A 20,043-nucleotide genomic window follows, 5' to 3' on the forward strand; every position below is an offset into this window, starting at 1 on the left:
AAAGAGAGGAGGTGATGACACTATGTTAATTATACCAGTTAAAGACGGAGAAAATATCGACAGAGCGCTGAAACGTTTCAAGCGTAAATTTGACCGTACAGGAACAATGCGCCAATTGCGTGCAAGACAAGCTTTTACAAAGCCATCGGTTAAGAAAAGAGCACAGCTTCAAAAAGCTCAGTATATCCAAAACCTAAGAGATCAGGAAGATATTTAGTAATCTATCTGAATCTTAAACATATAAATCCGTTGGAAATTTTTCCAGCGGATTTTTTTATGCATAAAAATTGTTGTGTTAGTGAGTTATTGAGTTATTTTGTAATACAATTTTCACTTTTGGCGATTTCGCTGGTTATTGTGACAAAGCGCTTAAAATCTACAACCAATGTCTTTTCAAACCTTCACGGACTATCTTCAGCTTGAAAAAAAGTACTCGCCGCACACGGTGACTGCCTATTTGAAGGATTTGGAGGATTTTCAAAAGTTTGCCTCAGAAGAATATCAGTACTCGGAAATTGTAACCGTGAATTATAGCATTGTTCGAAGCTGGATTGTTTCACTTGTAGATTCGGGCATTTCAAACCGAACCGTAAATAGAAAAATTTCTTCACTTAAAACATACTACAAATTTCTTCTGAAAACGAGCCAGATCGAAATCAACCCCTTGGCAAAGCACAAAGCTTTGAAAACATCAAAAAAAATACAAGTCCCTTTTTCAGAAAACGAAATTGGAAATGTGATGGAGCTTTTCAGAGAAAAGGAAGATTTTGAGGGTGTGCGGGACCGATTGGTAGTGGAGCTTTTTTATTCCACGGGAATACGCAGGGCAGAGTTGATACATATTAGAGTGGGGGATGTTTCTTTTTCGCAGAAAAGCCTGAAGGTGTTGGGCAAAAGGAATAAAGAGCGCATAATTCCACTATTGCCCACAGTTCTACAATCCTTGAATCATTATCTGTCCATTCGGGCTCAACTCGAAAACATCAAAGACTCAGAGGCATTGTTTCTCACGCAAAAGGGGGTTAAAATTTACGAAACACTTGTGTACAGGATTATAAATTCATACTTTAGTAAAACTTCGGAAAAGGTGAAGAAAAGCCCGCACATTTTGCGTCATTCTTTCGCGACGCACCTTTTGAACGAAGGCGCTGACATTAATTCAGTAAAAGAGTTGCTGGGGCATTCCAGTTTGGCCTCGACCCAGGTGTACACTCAAAATAGCATAGCCAAGTTGAAGGAGGTTTATAAAAATGCCCATCCGCGTAACTAGACAAATTCAAAATAGAGTATATGGGGTAAAATTACATATTACATTAACTTAAAAAATAATATAGTATGAAGGTAAACATTCAAACACCCAACTTTGCGGCCAAAGATGAACTTCTGGCATTTGTTGAAGGCAGATTGTCCAAACTAGAGCAGTTTTACGATAGAATTATTTTTGCGGACGTATTTTTAAAAGTGCAAAAAACCAGCGAGAAGGAAAATAAAATCGTGGAAGTATTGTTGAGCATTCCTGGCGATGATATGATGGTAAAGAAAGAGGCGAAAAGCTTTGAAGAGGCTATTGACGATGTGGTAAAGGCTCTTGAAAGGCAGCTTAAAAAAAGAAAACAAAAACAAAAAGCATATTTGTAATAGAATTTTTTAGAAAAAGTTTTGTAGAAAAAATAATTTCTCTACATTTGCAGTCCGTTAGAAATAGCGGACTTTTTTATGGCTGAAAAATAGCCTTAAAAAGAGGTCAAAAAGCCGATGTAGCTCAGCTGGCTAGAGCAGCTGATTTGTAATCAGCAGGTCGTGGGTTCGAGTCCCTCTATCGGCTCTGAAATATTGAAAACACACCTTTTAAAACTTGGGTTTTAAAAGGACTTGGGGAGATACTCAAGCGGCCAACGAGGGCAGACTGTAAATCTGCTGACTACGTCTTCGCAGGTTCGAATCCTGCTCTCCCCACAGTTTGAAAATTCCAATTTTCAAGCACCAAACTCCAAAAGGATTTGGCTTCAGAATTGGAACTGTTCTTTAAAATTTTGGAATTTGGAATTTCTTTTTTTGGAATTTCAATAAATTGCGGGAGTAGCTCAGTTGGTAGAGCGTCAGCCTTCCAAGCTGAATGTCGCCGGTTCGAACCCGGTCTCCCGCTCAAAATGAGTTACAAGTTGTAAAGTTGCAAGTTACAGGTTGGAGTAACCTGAAACTCAAAACCTGAAACCTGAAACCAAAAACGCCGGTGTAGCTCAGGGGTAGAGCGTTTCCTTGGTAAGGAAGAGGTCATGGGTTCAATTCCCATCATTGGCTCAAAATTTAGAATACAATAGATCACTAATATATAACTAAGATTAAAATTAATACAAAATGGCAAAAGAAACATTCGATCGGTCAAAACCACACTTAAATGTTGGTACAATTGGACACGTAGATCACGGTAAAACAACGTTAACCGCAGCTATTACCAAAGTGATGGCTGATGCTGGTTTTTCGGAAGCCAGATCATTCGACCAAATTGATAACGCTCCAGAGGAGAAAGAAAGAGGTATAACAATTAACTCTTCACACGTAGAGTATCAAACAGCTAACCGTCACTATGCGCACGTTGACTGTCCTGGTCACGCGGATTATGTGAAGAACATGGTTACTGGTGCTGCCCAAATGGACGGTGCTATTCTAGTTGTAGCTGCTACAGATGGACCAATGCCACAAACACGTGAGCACATCCTTCTTGGTCGCCAGGTAGGTATTCCGCGTATCGTTGTATTCATGAATAAGGTGGATATGGTTGATGATGAGGAATTGCTTGAGCTAGTAGAAATGGAAATCCGTGACCTTCTTAACTTTTACGAGTATGATGGTGATAACGGACCCGTAATTGCCGGTTCTGCTCTTGGTGCACTTAACGGTGAGCAAAAATGGGTTGATACTGTACTTCAATTAATGGAGGCTGTGGATAGTTGGATTGAGCTTCCTACACGTGATGTTGATAAGCCTTTCCTAATGCCTATTGAAGATGTGTTCTCTATTACTGGACGTGGTACTGTTGCTACAGGCCGTATTGAAACAGGTGTTGCAAACACAGGTGATGTTGTTGATATCATTGGTATGGGTGCTGAAAAATTGACTTCTACAATTACTGGGGTTGAAATGTTCCGTAAAATTCTTGATAGAGGAGAAGCTGGTGATAACGTAGGTATCCTTTTAAGAGGTATTGAGAAGAACGATATTAGCCGTGGTATGGTTATTTGTAAAAAAGGTTCTGTAACTCCACACGCTAAATTCAAAGCTGAGGTTTATATCCTTAAGAAAGAAGAAGGTGGTCGTCATACCCCATTCCACAACAACTACCGTCCACAGTTCTACGTTCGTACAACTGACGTAACTGGAACAATTTCCCTTCCAGAAGGAGTTGAAATGGTAATGCCAGGTGATAACTTGACTATCCACGTTGAGTTGCTTCAGCCTATTGCAATGAACGTAGGTCTTCGTTTCGCTATCCGTGAAGGTGGACGTACTGTAGGTGCAGGTCAGGTAACTGAAATTTTAGACTAATTATATTATAATCAAAAGCTCTAGGTGTCCCAAATTAACTTTGGGATACCTTGGCTTTTATAACGGGTTTAGCATAACCACCTTTAATGATGCTAATCCTTATAGACGGGTTTAGCTCTCCCGATACCTATCGGGATGGTAGAGCACGAAAGAAGATAAATAAAAATAATTTATCTACGGGTTTAGCTCAGTTGGTAGAGCACTGGTCTCCAAAACCAGGTGTCGGGAGTTCGAGCCTCTCAACCCGTGCTAAATTGAAATGATGAATTGCGTACCGGTGTAAAGCTTGCGCAAAACAAGAAGAAAGCAGCGCTAAGGGCAAATAGCAAAACAAGCGCAAAAGAGTAAATTTCAATTACATTCCGAAACCTAAAAACTGCGACAAAATGGTAAATTATATTACAGAATCGTACAAAGAACTTAAGAATCACGTAACCTGGCCTACTTGGGCGGAAGCACAGAAACTAACTGTTATCGTGGCGGTTTTCTCTGTTTTGCTGGCTTTGGCGGTTTGGGGTGTAGATACCGTTTTCAGTAAGGTGGTAGGTTTATATTTTGATTGGATCAAGTCGTAAGCAATGACCGAAACAACAAGTACAAAAAAGTGGTATGTGGTCCGTTCAGTAAGTGGACAGGAGAACAAGATCAAATCGTATATCGAAAATGAGATAAAGCGATTGGAACTTGAGGATTATATTGACCAAGTGCTAGTGCCCACTGAAAAAGTAATACAGATCCGTAACGGAAAGAAAGTAAACAAAGAACGCGTTTATTTTCCCGGTTATATAATGATACAAGCAAATCTGGGTGGAGAAATTCCGCACATTATAAAATCTATAAACGGGGTAATCGGCTTTTTGGGAGAGACCAAAGGAGGAGATCCTGTGCCACTTAGACAATCTGAGGTTAATAGAATGCTTGGTAAGGTAGATGAGCTTTCGGTAAAAGACGATAGTGTTAATATCCCTTACACCATTGGTGAAACCGTAAAAGTGATAGATGGTCCATTTAATGGATTTAACGGTACGGTGGAAAAAATAAATGAAGAAAAACGCAAGCTTGAAGTAATGGTGAAGATTTTCGGAAGGAAAACACCTTTAGAGTTGAGCTATATGCAAGTAGAAAAAGTATAAAAGTTTAATTGTTACGCTTAATAGGTTTTTCGGAGGCTTCCACTTTTGAATAACCACATTTAAAAATTAGAAATGGCAAAAGAAATCAGTAAAGTAGTTAAGTTGCAAGTTCGCGGAGGTGCTGCCAATCCATCACCCCCAGTTGGACCTGCTCTTGGTGCTGCCGGTGTTAACATCATGGAGTTCTGTAAGCAATTCAACGCTAGAACCCAGGATAAGCAGGGGAAAGTATTGCCAGTAGCGATCACAGTGTATAAAGACAAGTCTTTTGACTTTGTAATTAAAACACCACCCGCTGCAGTACAAATACTTGAAGCTGCAAAAGCGAAAAAGGGCTCCGGTGAACCACACGCAAAAAAAGTAGCCACAATCTCTTGGGACCAAATTAAAACGATCGCGGAAGATAAAATGCCCGATCTTAACGCATTTACCGTAGAGTCTGCTATGAAAATGGTAGCCGGTACTGCACGTTCCATGGGAATAAAAGTAAAAGGTGACGCACCTTTTTAATCTGAAAAAAGAATCTATAAAATGGCACGATTAACTAAAAAGCAAAAGGAAGCCGCATCAAAAATAGAGCCTAACAAGGCCTATTCTGTAGCTGAGGCTTCTGCTTTAATAAAAGAAATTACCAGCGTAAAGTTTGATGCTTCCGTTGACCTTGCAGTACGTCTTAACGTGGATCCACGTAAAGCGAACCAAATGGTCCGTGGCGTTGTTACCCTTCCGCACGGAACTGGTAAGGACGTAAAAGTATTGGCATTGGTAACTCCCGATAAGGAAGCCGAAGCCAAAGAAGCCGGAGCAGATTACGTAGGTCTTGATGAGTACCTCGATAAAATTAAAGGAGGATGGACAGATGTTGACGTAATTGTAACTATGCCAAGCGTAATGGGTAAATTAGGTCCTTTAGGACGTGTACTAGGTCCTCGTGGCCTTATGCCAAACCCAAAAACAGGTACAGTAACAATGGACGTTGCTAAAGCAGTTTCTGATGTAAAAGCTGGTAAAATCGACTTCAAAGTTGACAAGACTGGTATCGTACACGCAGCAATCGGGAAAGCATCTTTTGATGCCGAAAAGATTGCAGGAAACGCAAGAGAATTATTAACAACCCTCGTTAAACTTAAACCTCAGGCCGCAAAAGGTGTTTACATTAAGAGTATCTTCATGTCAAGCACAATGAGCCCAGGAGTTGAAGTGGATACAAAAAGGTTTACTGAGCAGTAAAAACTGGAAATTATGACAAGAGAAGAAAAATCACAAGTAATTGAAACGTTGACTGCACAGTTGTCTGATAATGCCAATATCTATCTGGCAGACATTTCAGGCCTTGATGCAGGGAATACTACTAACCTTCGCCGCGCTTGTTTCAAAGCAGGGGTTCAGTTGGCAGTTGTTAAGAACACATTGCTTAAAAAAGCGATGGAGAGTTCAGATAAGGATTTCGGTGAGCTTACAAATATCCTGAAAGGAAATACATCTTTGATGATTTCTGAAACAGGAAACGCGCCTGCCAAAGTAATTAAGGAATTCAGAAAGAAATCTGATAAGCCTCTTTTGAAGGGAGCCTATATCCAAGAGTCAATTTATGTTGGCGACAATCAATTGGATAGTCTGGTTGAACTTAAGTCGAAAGACGAACTTATTGGAGAAATTATCGGGTTGTTGCAATCGCCTGCTAAAAATGTTGTTTCAGCACTTAAATCAAGTGGTGGAAAGCTTGCGGGAATTGTTAAGACCTTATCCGAAAGAGAAGGATAAAAAACCCCTTTTGTCTTCCTTTAAAGGGAGATATAGAGGAATGTTATTGCACTAATTAATTTATATAAACACAATTATTTTTAAAAACGATAGAAATGGCAGATTTGAAAGATTTCGCAGAAAAATTGGTTAACCTAACAGTAAAAGAAGTTAATGAGTTAGCTACAATATTAAAAGACGAGTATGGCATTGAGCCTGCTGCTGCAGCTGTTGCTGTTGCTGCTGGTGGTGCTGCTGCAGGTGGCGAAGCCGCTGAAGAGCAATCAGAATTCACAGTAATGTTGAAGGCTGCTGGCGCATCTAAACTTGCGGTTGTAAAACTAGTTAAGGAATTAACTGGTGCTGGTCTTAAAGAAGCAAAAGAAATGGTAGATAGCGCTCCTTCTCCGATAAAAGAAGGCGTTTCTAAAGACGAAGCTGAGGCTTTGAAAGCTCAACTAGAAGAAGCTGGAGCTGAGGTTGAGCTTAAGTAAGCTCCTTACGTTCCAAACCTTAAGGTTTAGGTCTTCCGTTTCGGCGGAAAGACCTAAACCATTTTGCGTATATAATGGTTAATGCCTTTTTATACGATTATTTCATTTTCATTTTAATTAAAATTCCGTCCATAGATGTCAGCAACGCAAACTGAAAGATTGAATTTTTCCTCTGTAAAAAATAAGCCGGAATATCCCGACTTTTTGGACATTCAGATTAAATCCTTTCAGGATTTTTTCCAGTTGGAAACCAAATCAGAAGAAAGAGGCCAAGAAGGATTGTATAAAACCTTTTTGGAAAATTTCCCGATTACCGATACCCGCAACCAATTCGTTTTAGAGTTTTTAGACTATTTCGTAGATCCACCAAGATATTCCATACAGGAGTGTATTGAGCGTGGACTTACCTATAGCGTCCCTCTAAAAGCGCGATTGAAACTGTACTGTACAGACGCCGAGCACGAAGATTTTGAAACCATCGTACAAGATGTCTATCTCGGTACCATCCCATATATGACCCCCAGCGGAACTTTCTGTATCAACGGGGCCGAGCGTGTTGTTGTTTCACAGCTTCACCGTTCTCCAGGGGTGTTCTTTGGCCAATCCTTCCACGCAAATGGAACGAAGCTTTACTCTGCCCGCGTAATTCCTTTCAAAGGTTCATGGATTGAGTTTGCCACAGATATCAACAGCGTAATGTACGCGTACATTGACCGTAAGAAAAAGTTACCGGTAACTACACTTTTCCGTGCCATTGGCTTTGAAAGAGATAAGGATATTCTTGAAATATTCGACCTTGCGGAAGAGGTTAAAGCTTCCAAAACGGGGCTTAAAAAATATATTGGCCGCAAATTGGCGGCACGTGTGCTGAAAACTTGGCACGAGGATTTCGTGGATGAAGATACAGGCGAGGTGGTTTCCATCGAGCGTAATGAGATCATTTTAGACCGTGATACTGTTCTTGAAAAAGAGCATATTGACGAAATTATCGATTCAGGAACAAAAACAATCTTGTTGCACAAAGAGGATAACCTTCAGGCAGATTACGCCATTATCCACAATACACTGCAAAAAGACCCTACCAACTCAGAAAAGGAAGCGGTAGAACACATATACAGACAACTTCGTAATGCCGAACCACCCGATGAGGAAACGGCTCGCGGTATTATCCACAAGTTATTCTTCAGCGACCAGAGATATAATCTTGGTGAGGTAGGGCGTTACAGAATGAACAAAAAATTGGGTCTTGATATCCCAATGGACAAGCAAGTGCTTACCAAGGAAGATATCATAACCATAGTTAAATATCTTATCGAGCTTATCAACTCTAAAGCTGAGATTGATGATATTGACCACCTTAGCAACCGTCGTGTACGTACTGTGGGTGAGCAATTGTCGCAACAGTTTGGCGTTGGTCTTGCCCGTATGGCACGTACCATCCGCGAGCGTATGAACGTTCGTGACAACGAGGTGTTTACACCTATCGATTTGATTAATGCGAAAACACTTTCGTCAGTAATCAACTCATTCTTTGGTACCAACCAGCTTTCTCAGTTTATGGACCAGACCAACCCGTTGGCAGAGATTACGCATAAGCGTCGTCTTTCCGCACTTGGGCCAGGTGGTCTTTCCCGTGAAAGAGCAGGTTTTGAGGTTCGTGACGTTCACTATACGCATTACGGACGTCTTTGCCCGATTGAAACACCTGAAGGACCAAACATTGGTCTTATCTCTTCACTTGCAGTTTATGCGAAAGTTAATAACCTTGGTTTCATCGAAACACCTTACCGTAAAGTTACGGATGGTAAAATCGACTTGAAACATGAGCCTGTTTATCTTTCTGCCGAGGAAGAAGAAGAAAAACACATTGCACAGGCAAACATTCCATTGTCTGACAAAGGTGAAATTGAAACCGACAAGGTAATTGCACGTATGGAAGGTGACTTCCCTCTTGTGGAACCAACGGTTGTAAATTACGCTGACGTTGCGCCAAACCAGATTGCATCTATTTCAGCATCGTTGATTCCTTTCTTGGAGCACGATGATGCGAACCGTGCATTGATGGGCTCAAACATGATGCGCCAGGCGGTACCTTTGTTGATTGCAGATTCACCAATCGTGGGAACTGGTCTTGAAAGACAAGTTGCTTCCGATAGTCGTGTATTGATAAATGCTGAAGGAGACGGTGTAGTAGAGTATGTTGACGCAAATGAAATCACAATCAAATACGACCGTACCGAGAACGAACGTATGGTAAGTTTTGATTCTGATGAAAAAACATATCAACTGGTAAAATTCAGAAAGACAAACCAGAGTACTTCCATTAACTTGAAGCCTATTGTTCGCAAAGGCGATAGAGTGAAAAAGGGACAGGTGCTTTGTCAAGGATATGCTACTGAAAAAGGAGAATTGGCCTTAGGCCGAAACATGAAGGTAGCCTTCATGCCTTGGAAAGGGTACAATTTTGAGGATGCGATCGTTATTTCTGAAAAAGTAGTTCGCGAAGATATTTTCACTTCTATACATATCGATGAATACTCTTTGGAAGTTCGCGATACCAAATTGGGTAACGAGGAATTGACAAACGATATTCCAAACGTTTCGGAAGAAGCTACAAAAGATTTGGATGAATTCGGTATGATCCGAATTGGAGCCGAGGTAAAACCTGGCGATATCCTTATCGGGAAAATTACGCCTAAAGGAGAAAGCGACCCAACGCCAGAAGAAAAACTGCTTCGTGCCATTTTTGGCGACAAAGCTGGCGACGTTAAGGATGCTTCTCTAAAAGCTTCGCCATCGTTGAACGGGGTGGTAATAGACAAGAAATTGTTTGCCCGTGCCGTAAAAGATAAGCGCAAGCGTGCAAAAGATAAAGAGGACATCGCCGAACTTGAAGCAAAATACGAAGCAAAATTCGTAGCACTGCAAGATGTTTTGGTTGAAAAACTTTTCGCAATTGTAGGCGGAAAAACTGCACAAGGTGTAAATAACGATCTTGGCGAAGTAGTTTTCCCTAAAGGTAAAAAGTTCACATTAAAAATGCTTCACGCGGTTGATGATTATACCCACTTAACGGGAGGTACTTGGACGACTGATGATGAAACCAACGTATTGGTGGCAGATTTAATGCACAACTATAAAATTAAGGAAAACGACCTTCAAGGTAACTTGCGTCGTGAGAAGTTTACAATCTCTGTAGGAGATGAGCTTCCATCCGGAATTTTGAAACTTGCCAAAGTTTACATCGCTAAAAAGCGTAAACTGAAAGTAGGGGACAAGATGGCGGGACGTCACGGAAACAAAGGTATTGTAGCACGTATTGTACGTGAGGAAGATATGCCTTTCCTTGAAGACGGAACTCCTGTAGATATCGTGTTGAACCCACTTGGGGTACCATCGCGTATGAACATTGGGCAGATTTATGAAACCGTTCTTGGATGGGCCGGACAAAAGTTAGGTCGCAAATATGCAACCCCAATTTTTGACGGTGCAACTATTGACCAAATAAATGAATTGACCGATGAGGCTGGAATTCCAAGATTTGGACACACCTATCTATTTGATGGTGGCACCGGGAAGCGTTTTGACCAACCTGCAACTGTAGGGGTTATCTATATGCTGAAACTGGGCCACATGGTAGACGATAAGATGCACGCACGTTCCATCGGACCGTACTCGCTTATTACGCAACAACCTCTTGGTGGTAAAGCACAATTTGGTGGTCAGCGTTTTGGGGAGATGGAAGTTTGGGCCTTGGAAGCATACGGTGCATCCAGCACGCTTAGAGAAATATTGACTGTTAAATCTGATGATGTTATTGGAAGGGCGAAAACCTACGAGGCAATCGTAAAAGGGGAAACCATGCCAGAACCAGGATTACCGGAATCTTTCAACGTACTTATGCACGAATTGAAAGGATTGGGTCTTGACATTAGATTAGAGGAATAGCCCACGGGGTCATTCCGATACCGTAGGCGCGCGATTAATCGCGCGCCTACAAACAAAAATTAATTTTTTTTCAACATGATGAACAGAAATAAAGAAAACACAGTACAGAAATTCGACAAGATTTCTATTGGTTTGGCTTCCCCTGAATCCATTTTGGCGGAATCACGCGGCGAAGTATTAAAGCCCGAAACAATCAACTACCGTACGCACAAGCCTGAGCGTGACGGTCTTTTCTGTGAGCGCATCTTTGGTCCGGTAAAGGATTACGAATGTGCCTGTGGTAAATATAAAAGAATCCGCTACAAAGGTATCGTTTGCGACCGTTGCGGGGTGGAAGTAACCGAGAAGAAAGTACGCCGTGACCGCGTGGGGCATATCAATTTGGTAGTTCCCGTGGCACACATTTGGTATTTCCGAAGCCTTCCTAACAAAATTGGTTACCTTCTTGGATTACCTTCCAAGAAATTGGATATGATCATTTACTACGAACGTTATGTAGTAATTCAGCCAGGTATTGCAAAATATGAAGGTGGTGAGAATGTGAAGAAAATGGATTTCCTTACCGAGGAAGAATATCTAGCCATACTTGATTCACTTCCGCAGGAAAACCAATATTTGGAAGAAACAGATCCAAATAAATTTATTGCGAAAATGGGAGCAGAGTGCTTGATCGATCTTTTACAGCGAATCGATTTGGACACACTTTCATACAACCTTCGCCATAAAGCAAACAACGAAACTTCAAAGCAGCGTAAAACCGAAGCGTTAAAGCGTCTTCAAGTTGTGGAGGCACTTCGCGATGCGAACAAAAACCGCGAGAACAAGGCCGAGTGGATGATTATGAAGGTAATCCCAGTAATTCCGCCGGAATTGCGTCCGTTGGTGCCGCTTGATGGTGGTCGTTTCGCAACTTCAGATTTGAACGATCTGTACCGCCGTGTAATCATCCGTAACAACCGTTTGAAGCGATTGATGGAGATAAAAGCTCCTGAAGTAATCCTTCGTAACGAAAAGCGTATGCTTCAGGAATCGGTAGATTCATTGTTTGACAACACGCGTAAATCTTCCGCAGTAAAAACCGACAGCAACCGTCCATTGAAATCCCTTTCAGATTCCTTAAAAGGTAAACAAGGGCGTTTCCGTCAAAACCTGCTTGGGAAGCGTGTGGATTATTCGGCTCGTTCGGTAATCGTCGTGGGGCCGGAATTGAAATTGTTCGAGTGCGGTCTTCCAAAAGATATGGCTGCCGAACTTTACAAACCTTTCGTAATCCGTAAATTGATTGAAAGAGGAATTGTAAAAACAGTAAAATCTGCAAAGAAAATTATAGATAAAAAGGAGCCCGTAGTTTGGGATATTCTTGAAAATGTATTGAAAGGTCACCCAGTTATGCTTAACCGGGCCCCAACTTTGCACAGATTGGGTATTCAAGCGTTCCAGCCTAAATTGATTGAAGGAAAAGCGATTCAGCTTCACCCATTGGTTTGTACTGCATTTAACGCGGATTTCGATGGTGACCAGATGGCTGTTCACCTTCCACTTGGGCCAGAGGCTATTTTGGAATGCCAGCTTTTGATGCTTGCTTCACATAACATTTTGAACCCGGCAAACGGTAGTCCGGTTGCGGTTCCTTCACAGGATATGGTTTTGGGTCTATACTATATGACCAAACTAAAGAAAACCATGGGCGATGTAGTTGTGAAAGGAGAAGGCCTAACTTTCTATTCAGCGGAAGAAGCTATTATTGCCTATAATGAAGGCAAGGTAGATCTTAATGCCGAAATAAAAATCAGAACCAAGGATTTCAATGAAAACGGTGAGTTGGTGAACCAAATTATTACCACCACTTTGGGAAGGGTAATCTTTAACGAGAAAGTTCCTGAAGAAGCTGGTTTCATAAACGAAGTATTGACCAAAAAGTCGCTTCGTGATATTATCGGTAAAATTTTGAAAGTGACTTCTGTTCCAGTAACATCAGCGTTCCTTGACGAAATTAAAGGTCTTGGATATAAATTCGCTTTTGAGGGTGGATTGTCTTTCAGCTTGGGTGACATTATTATCCCTGCCGAAAAGCAAAGCATGATTGATAACGCCAACGAACAAGTTGACGGTATTATCAATAGCTACAACATGGGGCTTATTACAAACAACGAACGTTACAACCAGGTAATTGATATCTGGACCGCAACGAATGCTGAACTTACCGAGCTTTCTATGAAGCGTATTCGCGAGGATCAGCAAGGATTCAACTCTGTGTATATGATGCTTGACTCTGGGGCGAGGGGTTCTAAGGAACAGATCCGCCAGTTAACAGGTATGCGTGGGTTGATGGCGAAACCAAAAAAATCAAACTCCGGTGGAGGTGAAATTATCGAGAACCCGATTCTTTCCAACTTTAAGGAAGGACTTTCAATTCTTGAATACTTTATCTCTACCCACGGGGCGCGTAAAGGACTTGCGGATACGGCTCTTAAAACTGCCGATGCGGGTTACCTAACACGTCGTTTGGTGGATGTTTCACAGGATGTTATTATCAATATTGAAGATTGCTACACCCTTCGTGGAATTGAGGTTTCTGCCTTGAAGAAGAACGAAGAGATTGTGGAATCCCTTCGCGATAGAATTGTAGGACGTACAGCACTTAACGATATTGTTAACCCATTGACTAAGGAATTGCTTGTTGCATCTGGTGATCATATTACGGAAGAAATAGCCGATGCTATTGGCAAATCTCCGTTGGATAGCGTAGAAGTACGTTCTGCACTAACCTGTGAAGCTAAGCAAGGAATCTGTTCACAATGTTACGGCCGTAACCTTGCTACCAATAAAATGGTTCAGCGTGGGGAAGCTGTGGGTGTTGTGGCTGCACAATCCATTGGGGAACCAGGAACCCAGCTTACACTCCGTACGTTCCACGTGGGAGGTATTGCGGGGAACATTTCCGAAGAGAACAAATTGGTTGTCAGATTTGACGGTAAAGCAGAGATCGAAGATCTTAAAACCGTTAAAGGTGAAGATAGCCAAGGCAAAACAGTTGATATTGTAATTTCACGTACTTCTGAAATTAAACTAGTTGACAAGAAAACCGGTATTACATTAAGTACCAATAACATTCCATACGGTTCCACCCTTTACGTAAAGGATGGCGATAGCCTGAATGCTGGTGATGTGGTTTGTTCTTGGGATCCTTATAACGGTGTAATTATTTCAGAATTTGCAGGAAAAATTAAATACGAAAACATTGTTCAAGGTTTAACCTATCAGGTAGAGATTGATGAGCAAACTGGTTTCCAAGAAAAAGTAATTTCTGAATCGAGAGATAAAAAGCGTATTCCAACCCTTCAAATTTTAGGGAAGAAAGACGAAGTTATCCGTAGCTATAACTTGCCAGTTGGAGCTCACTTGATGGTGGACGATGGCGACAAAATTAAGATCGGTAAAATTCTTGTGAAGATACCACGTAAATCTGCGAAAGCGGGTGATATTACAGGAGGTCTTCCGCGTGTTACTGAGCTTTTTGAAGCGCGTAACCCTTCAAACCCTGCAGTTGTTAGTGAGATTGACGGTGTAGTTTCCTTCGGAAAAATAAAACGTGGTAACCGTGAGATTATCGTTGAGTCCAAATTGGGCGAAGTTAAAAAGTATTTGGTGAAACTTTCAAACCAAATTCTTGTTCAGGAAAACGATTACGTACGTGCAGGTATGCCACTTTCCGATGGTTCCATTACGCCGGAGGATATCCTTCGCATAAAAGGCCCATCTGCAGTACAACAATATCTTGTGAACGAAGTTCAGGAGGTGTACCGTCTGCAAGGGGTGAAGATCAACGATAAGCACTTTGAAGTTGTGGTTCGCCAGATGATGCGTAAAGTACAGATTCAAGATCCGGGAGATACTACTTTCCTTGAAGACCAATTGGCTCATAAAGATGATTTCATTGAAGAGAACGATAAGATTTTCGGAATGAAGGTAGTTACAAACGCCGGGGATTCTGAAAACTTAAAGGAAGGTCAAATCCTTTCTCCACGTACGCTTCGCGATGAGAACTCTTTATTGAGAAGAAACGATAAAGTACTTGCAGAAGCGCGCGATGCGGTTCCTGCAACGGCCACTCCAGTACTTCAGGGTATTACGAGAGCGTCGTTACAGACCAAGTCATTCATCTCTGCGGCTTCCTTCCAGGAAACTACCAAAGTATTGAACGAAGCAGCGGTTGCTGGTAAGGTCGATACTTTGGAAGGCTTGAAAGAGAATGTAATTGTAGGCCATAAAATACCAGCCGGTACCGGTATGCGTAGATATGATACTATAATTGTAGGTTCCAAGGAAGAGCTTGAGGAAATGAACCGCGTAAAGCAGGAAGTAAATTATAATTAAAGAGGTCATTTCGACTCCGCTCAATGACCGTGGTCTGAGCGGAGCCGAAGACCAATATTTTCTGTCATAGGAAATCTAAAATCTAATATCTAACGTCTAAAATCTAATAATGGCAGATCAAAAAAAAGAACAACCCAAACAAGGGCAGATAAACATAGAATTGGACGAAACCGTGGCTCAGGGTATTTACAGCAACTTGGCCATAATCAACCATTCGGTTTCTGAATTTGTGGTGGATTTTGTAACTATTATGCCCGGAATTCCAAAGAGCAAAGTGAAGTCCAGAATTATCTTGACGCCACAACACGCAAAAAGATTTCTGAAGGCATTGGGTGACAATGTGAAAAGATTTGAAAACGCTCACGGCGAAATAAAGGACTATGAGCAACCGCCTATTCCTTTAAACTTCGGCCCTACCGGCGAAGCATAAAAAAAGCCCCGAATCATTCAGGGCTTTTTTTATGCTTCAAATTCCAAAATGCAAAAACCAAATTCCAAACCTAGACGCACGATTAATGGCACGCCTAGGTTTTTAATAATGTCTATAATTATTTTCCATCTCTCGTCTTCGAGCTTCCGGCTTTTTCAAACTCGCTCACAAAATGCAATTTCACATTTGGATATTTTGATTGGGTCATTTGAAGTGTAAATGCAGAATCTGCAAAGAACACTAATTGGCCGCGTTTGTCCTTCGCCAAAAATTTCGCCTTAACCCTTTTAAAATCTGCAAATTCCTCACTTTTTGGATCTTTTGCTTCTACCCAACAGGCTTTGTGCACGTTTAGATTTTCGTAACTACATTTAGCTCCGTACTCGTGCTCCAATCGGTACTGGATTACTTCAAACTGTAGTGCGCCTACGGTACCGATTACTTTTCTATTGTTTAATTCCAAAGTGAAAAGCTGTGCAACGCCTTCATCCATCAATTGGTCAATGCCCTTTTCAAGCTGTTTGCTTTTCATCGGGTCGGCATTATTAATGTATTTAAAGTGTTCCGGAGAAAAGCTAGGAATGCCTTTGTATCGCATCTCTTCGCCCTCGGTCAAGGTATCTCCAATTTTGAAATTTCCTGTATCGTGCAGTCCCACAATATCACCTGGATACGAAATATCCACTATTTGTTTCTTTTCGGCAAAGAACGCATTGGGGCTGGAAAATTTTAGCTTCTTGCCGTGGCGTACGTGCAGGTATGGTGAATTTCTTTCAAAAGTACCCGAAACGATCTTAACAAATGCCAAACGGTCGCGGTGCTTGGGATCCATATTTGCGTGAATCTTAAAAACGAAACCTGAAAATTCTTTTTCATCGGGCTTTACCAAACGTGTGTCACTTTCCTTTGGGCGTGGGGTAGGAGCTATCTCAACGAAACAGTCCAACAACTCGCGGACTCCAAAATTATTCAATGCGGAACCGAAAAAAACCGGCTGCAGTTCTCCATTTAAATACTCATCGCGATTAAAATCCGGGTAAACCTCATAGACCAATTCAAGCTCTTCCCGAAGGGTTTTGGCTGCTTTGTCGCCAACCAATTTCTCCAGTTCAGGGCTACTTACGTCTTCAATTTCAATGGTTTCCTCAATATTTTTTCTGCTGTCACCGCTGAAAAGATTTACGTTTTTTTCCCAAATATTGTAAATTCCCTTAAAATCATAACCCATCCCAATTGGGAAACTTAGGGGCGTTACGCGAAGGTTCAGCTTTTGCTCGATTTCATCCAAAAGCTCGAAAGCATCTTTTCCCTCGCGATCCATTTTATTGATGAAAACGATCATTGGAATGTTTCGCATGCGGCAGACTTCAACTAATTTCTCAGTCTGTTCTTCCACACCTTTTGCCACATCAATAACAACAATTACGCTATCTACGGCAGTTAAAGTCCTAAAAGTGTCTTCCGCGAAATCCTTGTGGCCGGGCGTATCGAGGATGTTGATTTTTATCCCTTCATATTCGAAGGCCAAGACAGAAGTTGCCACGGAAATCCCACGCTGGCGCTCTATTTCCATAAAGTCACTGGTGGCACCTTTTTTAATTTTGTTGCTTTTTACGGCCCCGGCTTCCTGAATGGCACCTCCAAAAAGAAGCAGTTTTTCTGTCAAGGTGGTTTTTCCGGCATCTGGGTGACTAATGATTCCGAAAGTTCTTCGGCGTTTTATTTCTTTTGTTAAGGACATTGTTTTTCTTCTAAATAGGATGCAAAGATAAAGTTTGTTAATTTAGTTTGAAACCAGAATGGATTATTATTATTTCTGTAAGTATCACTGATTTTCAGCCTGTTTTCTTCCTACAATAAATACTCACTTAAAATGATAATTTTTAAATTCTGCCAAAACCAAAGCCACGGTATGAACGAAGTTTTTAAAAATTGAGGAGGAAGTTGCTTATTTGAATTTATTCTTACTAAAATACTTTTCTAAAGGCTTATATTTATTGCATATACGTACTAACACGTATGTAAAATTCCTACAAAAAATCTTGCCTTTTTATTCAAATTGGGTCATTTACCGTCTATTTTTTACAGTTCAACTAATACTTGTTTGTTGGTAATTCCTTAACTGTTTTTCCACTGTATATTTGACCTGTTAATTGGGGTGAATTCCCGATTATGGCATTATCAAAAGATATCGGTATAAATAAAATTCTAACTTATGTTTAAAATAATTACTAAATTATTTGCTTCTGATAGGAGGTTTTTAATAGGTCTCATTTTAATAGGTTGCTTGAGTAGCCAGGGCTATTCACAGGCAATTGGCTCTTCGGATGAGGGAAAGGTAATCTTGCCATATTCGCAGGCATATCTGGATCAATACAATGCTGATCTTGATAAAAAAGCTGCAGCGCATAATGCAACGTTCCGTTCTAGATCTAAAGCTCAGGCTTTCAATAATGCCCAAAAGGGTGATTTTGTTGGCGCGTGTAATTTGATCACTTGTGGCTCCTTTGAAAAGGCCGATGTGGCAGGAGGAACATTCCGTACCGCTGTAGGTGGTACGAATGGTCAATATCAAGCCGATGTAAAATACACGTGCTGGAATGATGACGGTACGGTAGATTGGTCTGAAGGCCAGTATATTTCATACTCTACTACAAATTCCAATTCGGTATATCCCGGTATTATTGAACCCTCTACTTTTGATGGTGGAGGTTTTGCTATATTTTCATTTCAAAATGAGGCTATACGCCAAACTTTGTCGGTAATTCCGAATACGGTCTATACTGTATGTTTTGAAATAGCTGTTATACCAAGATATAATACAGTTAACAGCAACAATCAAGGTGGTGCGGTAATTGAATACGCGCCTAACTTACAATTTGGTGTAAGAAATGGGGCGGTTCAAGTTTCCGATCCATTAACTTATACCCATAATGATTTAGTACAACACCAGGCGAGTGATTTCCCAACGAGATTATCATTTGCTACGAGTGGTAATAACGGAGACCAAAACCCAGGCGGATGGACAGAAATTAACCCATACTGGGAAAATAGATGTATAACCTTTAAAGCTGGGCCTAACGCCACTTCTGTTGAAGTATTCTACAAAACAGGTAATCCGGGAAGATCAGTAGTATTGGTGGATGGTTTGAGATTATCTGTAGAAGGATATGCAAATTCCCCTACTGTTGAACCCACCTCGAAAGTATATTGTGAGCCCACACCGGTAGCACTTAATAGTTTTGTAACATCAACCACGCCTCCAGGAGCGGTTTTGAAGTGGACTACCAATCCAGATTTGAGTGTAACGGCAGATCACTTACCGAACAATCCTACGGTAACGCCTCCGGGAGTGTATTATGCATTTTATTATAACCCCACCCTTGGCTGTACCTCACCATCCCGAAAACTTACACTGACAATTTCAGATTTAGACTCAAGCTTTACTAAGGTTAACGTAACTTGTTTTGATGGAAATAATGGGTCTATAGATTTATCTGTTACAGGTGGATCTGGGTCATATACTTATGCCTGGACCGCAAGCAATGGTGGAAGTGGTTTAAATCCAACAGCTCAAGATCAATCTGGCTTAACTGCTGGAACTTATAATGTAACTGTTAGTGACGGTATTTGTACTACCTTAGAAACAATTATTATCACTCAGCCTAATCAAATAAATGTTGATGCTGGAAACTACGGACCACTTTGCGATAGCGTCAGTCCGATTACATTGACGGGAACTCCAACAAATTCTGGTGGAACATGGAGTGGGCCAGGTGTAACCGACAACGGTAACGGAACAGCAACTTTCAATCCATCTGGATTGTTTGGATCGAACACCGTTACATATAGTTATACAAATAGTAATGGCTGCTCGAACAGTGATACGGCCAATATAATAGTTTATAAATCACCAACAGCTGATGCCGGAAATTACGGGCCATTGTGCGACAACGTAAGCCCGATTACCCTAATTGGAACACCGACAAATTCCAATGGAACTTGGAGCGGAACAGGAGTTACCAATAATGGAGATGGTACGGCTACATTCAATCCGGCCGGTCTTAGCGGAACAATTACAGTTACTTATACTTACACTGATGGCAATAGCTGCTCGAACAGCGACACCGCGAACATACTTGTAAACACGGCTCCGACAGTGGATGCCGGAAACTACGGCCCGTTGTGCGACAACGTAAGCCCTATTACCCTAACTGGAACACCGACAAATTCCAACGGAACTTGGAGCGGAACAGGAGTTACCAATAATGGAGATGGTACGGCTACATTCAATCCAGCCGGTCTTAGCGGATCAATTACGGTTACTTATAGTTACACTGATGGCAATAGTTGCTCGAACAGTGACACTGCG

15 protein-coding genes and 5 tRNA genes are annotated in these 20,043 nt (G+C 41.3%); 19 read left to right on the plus strand and 1 reads right to left on the minus strand.

The annotated features are described in order from the left end of the window. The first annotated feature begins 22 nt into the window (after window positions 1–22). The 18 genes from rpsU (at window position 23) to MB09_RS14200 (ending at window position 15,671) form a co-directional block, all read left to right on the plus strand. Window positions 23–217 carry a 30S ribosomal protein S21 gene (gene rpsU / locus MB09_RS14115; RefSeq protein WP_045081573.1) on the plus strand — a complete coding sequence of 65 codons (195 nt, stop codon included), beginning with the start codon at window positions 23–25 and terminating at the stop codon, window positions 215–217. A gap of 168 nt (window positions 218–385) precedes the next feature. Continuing rightward, window positions 386–1,270 carry a tyrosine-type recombinase/integrase gene (locus MB09_RS14120; protein ID WP_045081574.1) on the plus strand — a complete coding sequence of 295 codons (885 nt, stop codon included), beginning with the start codon at window positions 386–388 and terminating at the stop codon, window positions 1,268–1,270. Window positions 1,271–1,335: 65 nt separating this feature from the next. Continuing rightward, the gene (gene hpf, locus MB09_RS14125; protein WP_045081575.1) at window positions 1,336–1,638 is read left to right on the plus strand and encodes a ribosome hibernation-promoting factor, HPF/YfiA family; all 303 of its coding nucleotides are present in this window, start codon (window positions 1,336–1,338) and stop codon (window positions 1,636–1,638) included. Window positions 1,639–1,751: 113 nt separating this feature from the next. Next, window positions 1,752–1,825 (plus strand) — tRNA-Thr (locus MB09_RS14130). A 49-nt stretch (window positions 1,826–1,874) separates the two neighbouring features. Beyond that, window positions 1,875–1,956: transfer RNA gene (locus MB09_RS14135), tRNA-Tyr, on the plus strand. 117 nt (window positions 1,957–2,073) lie between these two features. Further along, a tRNA-Gly gene (locus MB09_RS14140) sits at window positions 2,074–2,146 on the plus strand. Window positions 2,147–2,229: 83 nt separating this feature from the next. Continuing rightward, a tRNA-Thr gene (locus tag MB09_RS14145) sits at window positions 2,230–2,301 on the plus strand. A gap of 57 nt (window positions 2,302–2,358) precedes the next feature. Further along, complete coding sequence (gene tuf, locus MB09_RS14150) at window positions 2,359–3,546, plus strand: elongation factor Tu (RefSeq protein ID WP_045081576.1); 1,188 nt, start codon at window positions 2,359–2,361, stop codon at window positions 3,544–3,546. A gap of 176 nt (window positions 3,547–3,722) precedes the next feature. Continuing rightward, a tRNA-Trp gene (locus MB09_RS14155) sits at window positions 3,723–3,795 on the plus strand. 137 nt (window positions 3,796–3,932) lie between these two features. Then, on the plus strand, window positions 3,933–4,121 hold the full coding sequence (secE, locus tag MB09_RS14160) for a preprotein translocase subunit SecE (RefSeq protein ID WP_045081577.1): 189 nt from the start codon (window positions 3,933–3,935) through the stop codon (window positions 4,119–4,121). Window positions 4,122–4,124: 3 nt separating this feature from the next. Further along, entirely contained in the window at window positions 4,125–4,679 is a 555-nt protein-coding gene (nusG, locus tag MB09_RS14165; RefSeq protein WP_045081578.1) for a transcription termination/antitermination protein NusG, read from the plus strand. A gap of 72 nt (window positions 4,680–4,751) precedes the next feature. After that, window positions 4,752–5,189: a 50S ribosomal protein L11 gene (gene rplK, locus MB09_RS14170; protein WP_045081579.1), complete on the plus strand. Its 438-nt coding sequence runs from the start codon at window positions 4,752–4,754 to the stop codon at window positions 5,187–5,189. A gap of 21 nt (window positions 5,190–5,210) precedes the next feature. Beyond that, window positions 5,211–5,909, plus strand: coding sequence for a 50S ribosomal protein L1 (gene rplA / locus MB09_RS14175; protein WP_045081580.1), 699 nt, complete (start codon window positions 5,211–5,213; stop codon window positions 5,907–5,909). A 12-nt stretch (window positions 5,910–5,921) separates the two neighbouring features. After that, on the plus strand, window positions 5,922–6,443 hold the full coding sequence (rplJ, locus tag MB09_RS14180) for a 50S ribosomal protein L10 (protein ID WP_045081581.1): 522 nt from the start codon (window positions 5,922–5,924) through the stop codon (window positions 6,441–6,443). 95 nt (window positions 6,444–6,538) lie between these two features. Beyond that, complete coding sequence (gene rplL, locus MB09_RS14185) at window positions 6,539–6,916, plus strand: 50S ribosomal protein L7/L12 (RefSeq protein ID WP_045081582.1); 378 nt, start codon at window positions 6,539–6,541, stop codon at window positions 6,914–6,916. 135 nt (window positions 6,917–7,051) lie between these two features. After that, on the plus strand, window positions 7,052–10,864 hold the full coding sequence (gene rpoB / locus MB09_RS14190) for a DNA-directed RNA polymerase subunit beta (protein WP_045081583.1): 3,813 nt from the start codon (window positions 7,052–7,054) through the stop codon (window positions 10,862–10,864). Between the two features lie 78 nt (window positions 10,865–10,942). Next, the gene (gene rpoC / locus MB09_RS14195) at window positions 10,943–15,241 is read left to right on the plus strand and encodes a DNA-directed RNA polymerase subunit beta' (RefSeq protein ID WP_193392800.1); all 4,299 of its coding nucleotides are present in this window, start codon (window positions 10,943–10,945) and stop codon (window positions 15,239–15,241) included. 109 nt (window positions 15,242–15,350) lie between these two features. Continuing rightward, a complete protein-coding gene (locus tag MB09_RS14200) occupies window positions 15,351–15,671 on the plus strand; it encodes a DUF3467 domain-containing protein (protein ID WP_045081585.1) in 321 nt (106 codons plus the stop codon). A 118-nt stretch (window positions 15,672–15,789) separates the two neighbouring features. Here MB09_RS14200 and MB09_RS14205 read toward each other — a convergent pair whose 3' ends face one another. Next, entirely contained in the window at window positions 15,790–17,412 is a 1,623-nt protein-coding gene (locus MB09_RS14205; RefSeq protein WP_045081586.1) for a peptide chain release factor 3, read from the minus strand. A 546-nt stretch (window positions 17,413–17,958) separates the two neighbouring features. On the opposite strand from MB09_RS14205, the gene MB09_RS14210 reads away from it, so the two are divergent. After that, window positions 17,959–20,043: SprB repeat-containing protein (locus MB09_RS14210; RefSeq protein ID WP_205618100.1), on the plus strand; the 2,085-nt coding region annotated here is incomplete at its 3' end.

The organism is Aequorivita vladivostokensis, assembly GCF_000952855.1.
Classification (GTDB): domain Bacteria; phylum Bacteroidota; class Bacteroidia; order Flavobacteriales; family Flavobacteriaceae; genus Aequorivita; species Aequorivita vladivostokensis.